1 protein-coding gene (running past one end of the window) is annotated in these 13,321 nt (G+C 72.1%); it reads right to left on the bottom strand.

Annotation, left to right across the window (positions count from 1 at the left end; translation table 11 throughout):
* Positions 1-13,321, bottom strand: the 5' portion of a protein-coding gene (locus tag FHX73_RS45770; RefSeq protein WP_246214144.1) for a type I polyketide synthase. The gene continues 7,673 nt to the left of window position 1, outside the view; 13,321 of the gene's 20,994 nt are visible here — the first part of the coding sequence; its start codon is at positions 13,319-13,321; its stop codon lies beyond the left edge, outside the window.

Raw genomic sequence — 13,321 nt, 5'->3', positions numbered from 1 at the left:
GGCCGGGGTGCTCGGACTGCGCGGAGCGGACCAGACCCGTCACCGCCGCGCCGGCCAAGTCCTGGCCGGCGGCTGCGCCCTGGGTCCAGATGACCAACCGCGAGCCGTCGGTCTCGGGGTCGGCCAGCCACTGCTGCACCCAACCCAGCACCGTCGCGGCAGCCTGCTGGGCGGCCTGCGGCTCCGAAGTACCAGACAGAGCAACCGGGACCGCTGCCACAACCACCGGTGCCGGCTCGGACTCACCATGCCGCACCCACTGCACTGCGGCGGCCGGAACCTGCGGAAGCGGGACCCAGTCGACGGTGAACAGTGACTGCCGCGCCTGCCGGTCAGAGCCGGCGAGCTGGCCGGCCGAGGCCTCACGCAGCACCAACGACCGCGCCTGCAACACCGGCTGGCCGACACCGTCGAACGCCGTCACCGAGACGCCACTCGTCTCACGGGCCAGCACCACCCGCAGGTGGCGGGCACCGGCGGCCAGCAGTCGCACCCCGGACCACGCGAACGGCAGCTCAGTTCCCTGAGTGCCATCGGCAGCGGCCAGGAGACCGTGCAGCGCGGCATCGAGCAGAGCGGGGTGCAGACCGAACGCGGCCGCGTCCGAGTCGATGACCTGGGGCAGTTCGGCCTCGGCGTAGACGGTGTCCCCAGCACGCCAGGCCTGACGCAGGCCCTGGAACGCCGGACCGTAGCCGTAACCGCGCTGGGCGAACTTCTCGTAAGCGTCGTCGACCGGCACCGACTCCGCGCCCGCCGGAGGCCAAGCCGTCAGCGGATCGGGGGCGAGCTCACTGTCGACCGGGGCGAGCACGCCGACCGCGTGCCGCACCCACTCGCCCTCCCCCTCGCGAGAGGAGACCGTGACCGATCGCGGACCGTCGCCGTCGCCGACGCGGACCTGCAACTGGACGCCACCGGAGGTGGGCAGGACCAGCGGTTCCTGCAAGGTCAGTTCCTCCAGGACACCGCAACCCGCCAGGTCGCCGGCGTGGACCGCCAAGTCCACGAAGGCCGTACCGGGCAGCAGGACGGTGCCGTGCACCGCGTGGTCGGCCAGCCACGGCATCGCCGACAGCGACAGACGCCCCGTCAGCACCAGCCCGTCACCCTCGGCCAGCCACACCGCAGCCGCCAACAACGGGTGACCGGAGCGCTGCTGACCAGCCGACGAAGCATCACCACGACCGGTGACGGCCTTCGGCCAGTACCGCTCCCGCTGGAACGGGTACGTCGGCAGATCGACCTTCCTCACGCCGTCGGCGGTCACCGCAGCCCAGTCCACCTCCACACCAGCCGCGAACGCACCAGCCAGCGCGGTCAACCACCGACCCCGGCTGCCATCGCCGCGCTGCAAGGTGCCCGCCGCCACCAGATCCTCGCCGGCCTGCGCGATCGCCAGACCCAGCACCGGGTGCGGGCTGGCCTCAACGAAGACACGGTGGCCCTCCGCCGCGAGCGCGGCGATGACCTCGCCGAAGCGCACCGTCTGCCGCAGGTTCCGGTACCAGTACCCGCCGTCCAACTCGGCGGTGTCCAACACCCGCGCCTCAAGCGTGGAGTGGAACGGCACCGAACCGGAAACCGGAGACACTCCGGCCAGGTCCTCGGCCAGACGCGCCTCGACCGCCTCGACGTGCGCGGTGTGCGACGCGTAGTCGACCGCGATCCGTCGAGCGCCGCGATCGCCGTAGGCGTCCACGAACTCGGTGCACGCCTGCGCGGCACCGGCCACCACGACCTGCCTCGGACCGTTCACGGCCGCAACCGACAGGTCCTGGCCCCAGCGGGAGATCCACTCCTGCACCTCGTCCAGACCGGCAGGAACCGACACCATCCCGCCCGTGCCGGCCAGCCCGGCCAGCGCCCGGCTGCGCAGGGCAACCACCCGGGCGCCGTCCTCCAGCGACAAGCCGCCTGCGACACACGCCGCAGCGATCTCGCCCTGGCTGTGACCCGCCACCGCGGCCGGCTCAACACCGTAGGAGCGCCACAGCTCGGCCAGGCTCACCACCACCGCCCACGACGCCGGCTGAACCACATCGACCCGCGCCAACAGCGCCGCATCGCCCAGGACATCACGCAACTGCCAGTCGACGAACGGCGCCAGCGCCTGCGCACAGCGCTCCATCGCCGCCGCGAACACCGGCTCCTCGTCCCACAGTTGCAGGCCCATCCCGACCCACTGCGCACCCTGGCCCGCGAACACGAACACCGGCCGCGATGCCGAACCAGCGCTCCCGCTCACCACACCGGGCGCCTCCTGACCCGTTGCGGCGGCGGTCAGGCCCGCGAGCAGCTGGTCGCGGTCATCACCGACCACCGCCAGGCGGTGCGAGAAGCCCGTGGTGCGGGTGGCGGCCAGCGAGAACGCCACGTCCTTGGCCGCGACCTCCGGACGGGCCGTCAGGAACTCCGCCAGCCGGCCCGCCTGCGCGGCCAGTGCCGCGTCGGACCGGGCCGACAGCACCCATGCCGCCGGACCCGCAGCAGGCTCCAACTCGGCCTGGACGGGGACATCCTGCGTGGGCTGTTCCAGGATCAGGTGCACGTTGGTGCCGCTGATCCCGAACGCCGACACACCAGCCCGGCGCGGCTCCGAACTCGCCGGCCACTCACGCGGCTCGGTCAGCAGTTCCACCGCCCCGGCCGACCAATCCACGTGCGACGACGGCGAATCCACGTGCAGCGTCTGCGGAAGCACACCGTGCCGCATCGCCTGCACCATCTTGATCACACCAGCGACACCAGCAGCCGCCTGCGTGTGGCCGATGTTCGACTTCACCGAGCCCAACAGCAGGGGCCGACCCTCCGGCCGGTCCTGGCCATAGGTGGCCAGCAGTGCCTGGGCTTCGATCGGGTCACCCAGCGCGGTGCCAGTGCCGTGCGCCTCCACGACGTCAACGTCACCCGGCTGCAACCCGGCACTCGCCAGCGCGGCCCGGATCACCCGCTGCTGCGAAGGACCGTTCGGCGCCGACAGACCATTGCTGGCCCCGTCCTGGTTGACCGCGCTACCCGCGACAACCGCCAGCACCCGGTGCCCACGAGCCCGCGCATCCGACAACCGCTCCAGCACCAGCACACCGACACCCTCGCCCCAGCCGGTGCCGTCGGCCGCCTCCGCGAACGGCTTGCACCGGCCGTCCGCAGCAAGGCCTCGCTGCAACGCGAACTCCGTGTAGGTCCCAGGCGAGGCCATCACCATGACGCCACCGGCGAGCGCGATCCCGCACTCCCCGGACCGCAGCGCCTGCGCCGCGAGGTGAATCGCCGTCAGCGACGACGAGCACGCCGTGTCGATCGACACCGCCGGACCCTGAAGACCCAGCGAGTACGACACCCGACCCGACGCCACACTCGCATGGGTGCCGGTGATCCCGTAGCCGCTCGCGCCGTCCTGCTCACCGACCCGGTACTCCGACGTGATGATCCCGGAGTAGACGCCGGTGTCCGTACCCCGCAGCGAGCCCGGCGTGATGCCCGCGTCCTCCAAGGCCTCCCAGGAGGTCTCCAGCAGCAGCCGCTGCTGGGGGTCCATGCCCAGCGCCTCACGCGGGCTGATGCCGAAGAACTCGGCATCGAAGTCGCCGGCGCTGTCCAGGAAGCCGCCCACTCGGGCATACGTCGGTCCCGTGTCACCGGACTCGGACAGGCCCGGCGTCTCCCAACCACGGTCCATCGGGAAGCCCGACATCGCGTCGGTCCCGGAGGCGATCAACTGCCAGAAGCCCTCGGGGTCTTCGACCCCGCCCGGGAACCGGCACCCCATACCGACGATCGCCACCGGCTCGTCCGTGCCGACCCGGACCGGAGATGCGGCGGATACGGCGGTCACGCCGTCGGTGCCGCATGCCTCGGCGACCAGGTACCGGGCGAGGTCCAGCGGGACGGGGTAGTCGAAGACCAGGGTGGCGGGCAGGCTCAGGCCGGTCTCGGCCGCGAGCCGGTTGCGCAGTTCCAGCGCGGTCAGCGAGTCGATGCCCATCTCGCGGAAGGCCCGCTGTGAGTCGATGTCCCCGGGGTTGGCGTGGCCGAGGATGACGGCCGTGCCGGCCCGGACGATCTGCAGGACCTCCTGCTCGCGATCGGCCGGGCTGAGCGCGGCCAACCGGGCCGCCAGGCCACCCACGACCGCAGCCACGGCTGCGGACCGGCGCACGGAGACGCCACCGGCAACCAGACCGCGCAGCAGCGCGGGCACCGGCCCGCCAGCACGCGACCAGGCGGCCAGGTCCAGCTGGGCCGGGACCGCCAACGGCGCACCCAGCGCGGCAGCAGCGTCGAAGAGCGCCAGGCCCTGCTCCGTCGCCATCGGCTGAACACCGCCACGGCGCAGCCGGGACAGGTCGGCACCGTCCAGGTGCCCGGTCATCCCCGAGGCCTGGGCCCACAGGCCCCAGGCCAACGACTGACCGGCCAGGTGCCGCTCGCGGCGGTGGGCGGCGAGTGCGTCGAGGAACGCGTTGGCGGCGGCGTAACTGCCTTGCCCCGGGCTGCCCAGGGCGGCCATGGCCGAGGAGTACAGCACGAACCCGGCCAGGCCCGAGTCTTCGGTCAGCTCGTGCAGGTTCCACGCGGCGTCGGCCTTCGCGGACAGCACGGTCGCCATCCGCTCGGGCGTCAGCGACTCCACCGTCGCGTCGTCGATCACACCGGCGGCGTGCACCACCGCAGTCAGCGGCCGCTCGATCCGCGCCAGCACCGAGGCGAGGGCCTCGCGGTCGGCGGCATCGCCGGCCTGCACCCGCACCTCCGCACCCATCTCAGCCAACTCCGCGACCAGACTGGCGACTCCAGGTGCGACTGGGCCGCGACGCGACATCAGCAGCAGGTGCCGCATGCCTCGCACGTTCACCAGGTGCCGGGCCAACTCCCCGCCCAGCGTTCCGGTTCCACCCGTGATCAGCACCGTGCCCTGCTGGTCCCACTCGGCGGGAACGTTCAGCACGACCTTGCCGAGGTGCCGGGCGGCCTGGAGGTACCGCAGCGCAGCCACGGCCTGGGACAGCTCGAAGCACGTCACCGGCGGCGGAGTCAGCGTGCCGGCCTCGAACATCGCCCCGAGTTCGACCAGCATCTCCCCAACGCGCGGCACACCGGCGTCCATCAGGTCGAACGCTCGGTAGACGACTCCGGGGTAAGCCTGAGCGATCTCCCCGGCATCACGGATGTCGGTCTTGCCCATCTCGACGAACCGGCCACCACGCGGCAACAGTTGCAGCGAGGCGTCCGTGAACTCCCCAGCCAGGGCGTTCACGACCACGTCCATGCCCTCGCCACCGGTCACGGCCAAGAACCGCTCGCAGAAGTCCAGATCACGAGTGGAGGCAATGTGGCTCTCGTCCACGCCCATCGCCAGCAGCGCGTGCTGCTTGGCCGGGCTCGCGGTCGCGAAGACCTCCAGCCCCCATTCCTTGGCCAACTGCACGGCGGCCGTGCCGACTCCACCCGTCCCGGCGTGGATGAGCACCCGCTGGCCGGGACGGGACTGGGCCAGATCCCGCAACGCGTAGAACGCCGTCAGGAACGTCACCGGCACCGCTGCGGCCTGCTGGAAGGACCAGCCCTGCGGGATGGGCGCAAGCAGCCGGCTGTCGACGACGCCGACCGGACCCCAACCGGGCACCAGACCCATCACCGTCTGACCAACCGTCAGACCGGCGACCCCTGGGCCGATCTCCAGCACGACCCCGGCGGCCTCCAGGCCCATGACGCGGCCGTCCGAGACCATTCCCAGACCGGCGACCACGTCACGGAAGTTCAGGCCGGCCGCACGCAGGCTTACCCGAACCTGACCTTCAGTCAACTCGGCGTTCGCCTCGGGAGCATCGATCACGGCGGTGCTGCTCAGGTCACCCGGCCGGGTGACCTCAACTCGCCAGCCGGAGCCCTCCGGAAGCACCAGCTCACCGGACGCACCCGCCCGGACCAACCGTCGCCCGAATGCCGCCGCACTGCCGCCGTCAGCGGCGGGAGAGACGCGGACCTCGGGCTCGTCGGCACCCAGTGCCACGGCCAGCACGGTGTCCACGTCGGCGTCGCGAGCGGGGTCCAGGCCGGCCGCCGGATCGACATCGACCAGCAGCAGACGGCCCGGGTGCTCGGACTGCGCCGAGCGGACCAAGCCCACCACTGCCCCGCCGGCCAGGTCCTGACCGGTGGCCACGCCCTGGGTCCAGATCACCAAGCGCGAACCGGCGGTCTCCGGATCGGCCAGCCACTGCTGCACCCAACCCAGCACGGTCGCGGCAGCCAGCTGGGCTGCCTCCGGGGCCGAAGTCCCAGGCGCGGCAGCCGGAACGGCCGCCACAACCACCGGCGCCACCGCCGAGCCGTGCCGCACCCACTGCACCGCGCCAGCCGGGACCTGCGGAAGCGGGACCCAGTCCACCGTGAACAGCGACTTCCGCGCCTGCCGGCCGGAGCCGGTGAGCTGCCCGGCCGAAGCCTCACGCAGCGCCAACGACCGTGCCTGTAGCACCGGTTCGCCGACGCCGTCGAACGCCGTGACCGAGACCCCACCGGGCCCGGCCGCGAACGCCACTCGCAGCTGGCGGGCACCGCTCGCCAGCAGCCGCACGCCCGACCAGGCGAACGGCAGCTCCGTCCCACCACTGCCGGCGGCCAGGAGACCGTGCAGGGCAGCGTCGAGCAGAGCGGGGTGCAGACCGAACCCGGCTGCGTCGGAGTCGACGACCTGGGGCAGCTCGGCCTCGGCGTAGACGGTGTCCCCGGCACGCCAGGCCTGACCCAGGCCCTGGAACGCCGGACCGTAGTTGTAGCCGCGCTGGGCGAGCCTCGCGTAGGCGTCGTCGACCGGAACCGGCTCCGCACCGGCCGGAGGCCAGACGACCAGCGGAGTCGGGACGGGCTCACTGCCGGCCGGAGCCAACTCGCCAACCGCGTGGCGAACCCAACTCCCCTCCCCCTCGCGGGAGGAGACCATGACGGTTCGCCGGCCACTGGCGCCGTCGCTGTCGCCGACCTGGACTTGGAGCTGCACGCCACCGGTGGTGGGCAGGATCAGCGGTTCCTGGAGCGTCAGTTCTTCCAGCACGCCGCAGCCGGCCAGGTCACCGGCGTGGACCGCGAGGTCCACGAAGGCCGTGCCGGGCAGTAGGACCGTGCCGTACACCGCGTGGTCGGCCAGCCACGGCATCGCCGTCAGCGACAGACGACCCGTCAGGACCAAGCCATCGCCCTCGGCCAGCCACACGGCGGCCGCCAACAGCGGGTGGCCGACCCGCTGCTGACCAGCCGACGAGGCATCACCCCGGCCAACGGCGGCCTTCGGCCAGTAGTGCTGGCGCTGGAACGGGTAGGTCGGCAGAGCGACCTTGCTCGCTCCGGCGGTCACCGTGGCCCAGTCCACCTCGACACCAGCCGCGTACGCGCCGGCCAGCGCGGTCAGCCAGCGGCCACGGCCGCCATCGCCGCGCTGCAACGTGGCCGCCGCCACCAGATCCCCGTCGGCCTGCGCGATCGCCAGGCCCAGCACCGGGTGGGGGCTGACCTCCACGAAGACGCGGTGACCCTCCTCCACGAGTTCGGCGATGACCTCACCGAAGCGGACGGTCTGGCGCAGGTTCCGGTACCAGTAGCCGCCGTCCAACTCGGCTGTGTCCAGCACGCGGGCCTCAAGCGTCGAGTAGAACGGCACCGAACCGCTGGTCGCGACCAGTCCGGCCAGGTCCTCGGCCAGACGCTCCTGAACCGCCTCAACGTGCGCGGTGTGGGAGGCGTAATCGACCGCGATCCGCCGCGCGCCCCGATCCGCGTAGGCGTCCACGAACTCGGTGCACGCCTGCGCGGCACCGGCCACCACAACCTGCCTCGGGCCATTGACGGCCGCAACCGACAAGTTCTGGCCCCAGCGGGAGATCCACTCCCCTACCTCGTCCAACCCGGCAGGAACCGACACCATCCCGCCCGTGCCGGCCAGCCCAGCCAACGCCCGGCTGCGCAACGCCACAACCCGCGCGCCGTCCTCCAACGACAGCCCGCCCGCGACACATGCCGCAGCGATCTCGCCCTGACTGTGACCCGCCACCGCGCCCGGCTCCACGCCGTACGCCCGCCAGAGCTCGGCCAGGCTCACCACCACCGCCCACGACGCCGGCTGAACCACGTCCACCCGCGCCAACAGCGCCGCATCGCCCAGCACATCACGCAGTCGCCAGTCGACGAACGGCGCCAACGCCCGCTCACAGCGCTCCATCGCCGCCGCGAACACCGGCTCCTCGTCCCACAGTTGCAGGCCCATCCCGACCCACTGCGCACCCTGACCCGCGAACACGAACACCGGCCGCGACACCGAGCCGGCAACCCCGGTCACCACACCGGGCGCCTCGTGGCGCGTTGCGGCAGCGCCCAGAGCCTCCAGCAGCTGGTCACGGTCCTCGCCGACCACCGCCAGGCGGTGCGAGAAGCCCGTGGTCCGGGTGGCGGCCAGCGAGAACGCCACGTCCTTGGCCGCAACCTCCGGACGGGCCGTCAGGAACTCCGCCAGCCGGCCCGCCTGCGCGGCCAGCGCCGCATCGGACCGCGCCGACAGCACCCACGCCACCGGGCCCGGCTCAGGCTCCACAACATCCGAGACGGGGGCGTCCTCGGCGGCCTGCTCAAGAATGACGTGCACGTTGGTGCCGCTGATCCCGAAGCCCGACACACCCGCCCGACGCGGGCCAGTCCCCGTCGGCCACTCACGCGGCTCGGTCAACAACTCGACCGCCCCAGCCGACCAATCCACGTGCGAGGACGGAGCATCCACATTCAGCGTCTGCGGCAGCTTCCCGTGCCGCATCGCCTGCACCATCTTGATCACACCCGCCACACCCGCAGCCGCCTGCGTGTGACCGATGTTCGACTTCACCGAACCCAACAGCAGCGGCCGACCCTCCGGCCGGCCCTGCCCGTACGTCGCCAACAGCGCCTGCGCCTCGATCGGGTCACCCAACGCGGTGCCCGTGCCATGCGCCTCCACGACGTCAACATCGCCCGGCTGCAACCCAGCGCTCGTCAGCGCGGCCCGGATCACCCGCTGCTGCGACGGCCCGTTCGGCGCCGACAGGCCGTTACTCGCACCATCCTGGTTGACCGCACTACCCGCGACGACCGCCAACACCCGGTGCCCACGAGCCCGCGCATCCGACAACCGCTCCAGCACCAGCACACCGACGCCCTCGCCCCAACCGGTGCCGTCGGCCGCCTCCGCGAACGGCTTGCACCGGCCATCGGCAGCCAACCCCCGCTGCCGCGCGAACTCGGTGAACATCTCCGGGTTGGGCATGACCGTGACGCCACCGGCGAGCGCGATCCCGCACTCCCCGGAACGCAGCGCCTGCGCCGCAAGGTGAATCGCCGTCAGCGACGAGGAACACGCCGTGTCGATCGACACCGCCGGCCCCTGAAGCCCCAGCGAGTACGCCACTCGACCCGACGCCACACTCGCCGTCGTCCCGGTGATCCCGAAGCCGCCGGCACCGTCCTGCTCGCCAACTCGGTATCCCAGCGCGGTGATTCCTGCGTAGACGCCGGTGTCGCTGCCACGCAGCGAACCCGGAGCGATCCCCGCGTCCTCCAGAGCCTCCCAACACGTCTCCAGCAACAGTCGCTGCTGGGGATCCATCCCCAGCGCCTCACGCGGACTGATCCCGAAGAACTCCGCATCGAAATCGCCGGCGCCTTCGAGGAAACCGCCCACCCGGGCGAAGGGCGCGCCCGCAGCACCGGAGTCGGAGCCGTCCAGGCGCTCCAGGTCCCAGTCCCGGTTCGCCGGGAAGCCCGAGATCGCGTCTGTCCCTGCGGCGATCAACTCCCAGAAACCATCCGGGTCTTCGACTCCGCCCGGGAACCGGCACCCCATACCGACGATGACCACCGGCTCCTGCATCAGCGCGACCGCGGCAGGCGCTTCCCGCAGGACCTCCTGCTCACCGGTCAGTTGCTGCCGCAGGTAGGCGACCAGCGCTGTCGGTGTCGGGTGGTCGAACAGGACGGTGGCGGGCAACTGCAGTGCGGTGGCCGTCTTCAGCCGGTTGCGGAGGTCGAGCGCGCTGTAGGAGTCGAAGCCCTGCTCACGGAAGCTCCGGTCGGCGTCGACGTCCTGCGGGCCGTCATGACCGAGCACCTCGGCGGCGAGGGTCAGGACCAGACGGGCGAGCTGGCGTTCCCCGTCGGCCCCCGACGAGCCGGTGGCCTGGGCGCCATGGTTCCGAGCCGGCGTCACCTCGTGGCGTGATCCGCCCAGGATGGTGGACCGCAGCTCATCGGTGAGGTCCGCGATGACGACGGATGCGTGGTCGTGTCCCACGGTCCAGGCAAGTACCTCGGCCAGGCCGTCCGGGTCGGTGTGGCGCAGGCCGTCGACGGCTCCGGTGCCGGAACCGTGCCAGGCGATGGCGGTGGCCGAGCGGCCGGCTGCCCGGCGCAGGCTCACCAGCGCGTCGGCGAAGGCACTGTAGGCACGCTGGTCCGCGTCCTGGTCGACCCCGAGCTGGGCGGCGGCGTGGGAGATCACGACGAACGCCGACAGCTCGCGGTCGGCGGCATGCTCGTGCAGGCGGAGCAGCGCCTCGATGTCCTGGTCCGGTAGGGCGATGACCGCGGTGGCGTCCTGGGGCAGGTCCGTTCCCCGGACGACCTCGGCGCCCGCGGCCGTCAGCCATCGGGTGAGTGCCGCGGTGAGCGGGCCGTTGTCGTCACCGGTCAGCAGCACCTTGCCGGTCGGCTGCCACGGCAACCGTGACGTGTCGGCGTCGATGGGTGCGACGCGCACCTTCCTGGCGAACACGCCCGCCGGGCGCAGTGCCAGCCGGTCCTCGCTGTACTGGCCGCCGAGCACGGCGCGCAGCAGGCCTCGGGTGGTGGCGTCCCAGGCGCGGGGCAGGTCGAGGCAACCGCCGCGGCCGGCCGCCATCGACGGCCGGTCCCAGATCGCGGACTGCCGCAGGTCGCCGGGCTGGTCGGACAACTCGGCCCGTACTGCCTCGACCGTGGCGTTCCACACCGGGACGCCGTCGATGACCGGCTCGCCAGGAGGAAGGAAGGAGACCACGCCGACGGCCTCGGGGTAGCGCGTACCCAGCAGGGCACCGACCTGTGACAGGTCGGTCTGAAGACGGTGGACCACGCCGCCATCGGCGGACAGCGCCTCCGCCACCTCGGCGGCGACCCTCTCATCGGCGAACCCCGGGGGGACGACGATCAGCCAGTTACCGCTGACCGCCGGTCGGATGTCCGCGGTCACCGGTTCCCATGCCACGCGGTACAGCTGCGAGTTGAACTTCGCACGGCTGCGCTGCCGCTGCCGCAGGCCGGAGAGCGCCGGCAGCAGCGATTCGACCACCGAACGCTCGGCGGTCAGGCCGAGCACTCCGGCGAGTGCCTCGGCGTCATTGCTCTCGATCGCCTGCCAGAACTCGCCATCGGCCGAGCCGCCGTCGTGGTCGGCGGCGACGGTGGCCTTCGGCCAGTAGGGCTGGCGCTGGAACGGGTAGGTCGGCAGCGCGACCTTGCTCGCTCCGGCGGTCAGCCCCGCCCAGTCCACCTCAACACCGGCGGCGTACAGTCCGGCCAGCGCGCGCAACGCGGTCTCGGGCTCGTCCTGGCCGCCGCGCAACGCCGGCACCCAGGTACCCGCGTCGTCGTCCGCCATCGTCGACAGGGCGCCGTCCGGGCCCAACTCGGCGAACACGCCGATGCCCTGGGCCCGCATCGCCTCCACCACGTCGTGGTGGCGGACCGTGTCACGCACATGCGCCACCCAGTAGGCGGGGTCGGTCACATCCGCGCCCGGCGTCCCCGACACCAGCGGGATCCGCGGCTCGTGGCAAGTCACGCCATCAAGGACCTGGGCGAACTCCTCCAACATCGGATCCATCAACGGCGAGTGGAACGCGTGACTGACCCGCAGCCGGCGCGCCCGCCCGCCCTGGTCCCGCCACACGCCGGCCAGCTCGTCCACCACGGACTCGACACCCGAAATCACCGTCTGCCGCGCACTGTTGACCGCCGCGACCGCCACACCTTCACGCCCGGCAACCAGCTCCGCGACCTGCTCCGCCGACGCATCCAGGGCAGCCATCGCACCACCGGCCGGCAGCCCCTGCATCAAGCGGCCGCGTGCCGCCACCACCGCACACGCGTCCGCCAGATCCCACACCCCGGCCACATACGCCGCCGTGACCTCGCCGATCGAATGCCCCGCCACACACTGCGGGACCACACCCCACGAGGACCACAACCGGAACAGCGCCACCTGCACCGCGAACAAACCAGCCTGCGCGAACACCGTCTGGTCCAACTCCGGACCACCGGCCGCAATCACCTCACGCAACGACCCCGGCAGCAAACCGTCCAGGTGCGAGCACACCTCGTCAAACGCCTGCGCGAACACCGGGAACGCCTCGTACAACCCCAGGCCCATCCCCACACGCTGCGAGCCCTGCCCGGAGAAGACGACAGCGACCCGGCCATCACCAGCAGCACCGCTCACCACACCCGTGGCAGCCGCAGCCAGACCCTCCAACAGCTGCTCACGGTCCCGACCCACCACCGCCAGGCGGTGCGAGAACGACGTCGTGCGCGTCACCGCCAACGACAACGCCACATCCCGGACCGCAACCTCCGGCCGCTCCGCCACGAACTCCGCCAACCGACCCGCCTGCGCAGCCAACGCCACATCAGAACGAGCCGACAACACCCACGCCACCGGACCCGCAGACTCCGACTCATCCAGGACAGGGACGTCCAGGACTGGCGCCTCGCCGACCACCACGTGGCAGTTGGTGCCGCCCATCCCGAAGGAGCTGACTCCGGCGACGAGCGGCCGGTCGGCCTGCGGCCAGGGCGTGGTGCTGGTCTGGACCCGCAGGTTCAGCTCGTCGAGCGGGATCTGCGGGTTCGGCTCACGGAAGTTCAGGCTGGCCGGGATCTCGCGCCCGCGGATGGCCAGTGCGACCTTGAGGAAGCCGGCGATGCCCGCCGCGGATTCGAGGTGCCCGATGTTCGTCTTGACCGAGCCGACGGCCAGCGGGCCGTGCTCGCGACGGTCCTGCCCCAGCGCGGCGCCGAGCGCGGCCGCCTCGACCGGGTCGCCGACCCGGGTTCCGGTGCCGTGCAGCTCGACGTACTGCACGTCCGCCGGCTGGAGGCCCGCGAGCTGGTGGGCGCGCCGGATGACGGCTTCCTGCGCCGCGCTGCTCGGGACGGTCAGGCCGTCGCTGGCGCCGTCGCTGTTGACGGCGCTGCCGCGGATCACGCAGTACACGGGATCGCCGTCGGCCACCGCGCTCGACAGGGGCTTGAGGACGAGCAC

Source organism: Kitasatospora viridis (genome assembly GCF_007829815.1).
Classification (GTDB): Bacteria; Actinomycetota; Actinomycetes; order Streptomycetales; family Streptomycetaceae; genus Kitasatospora; species Kitasatospora viridis.
The sequence above is the reverse complement of the archived record's forward strand: the minus strand, read 5'-3'. Positions and strand labels throughout refer to the sequence as shown.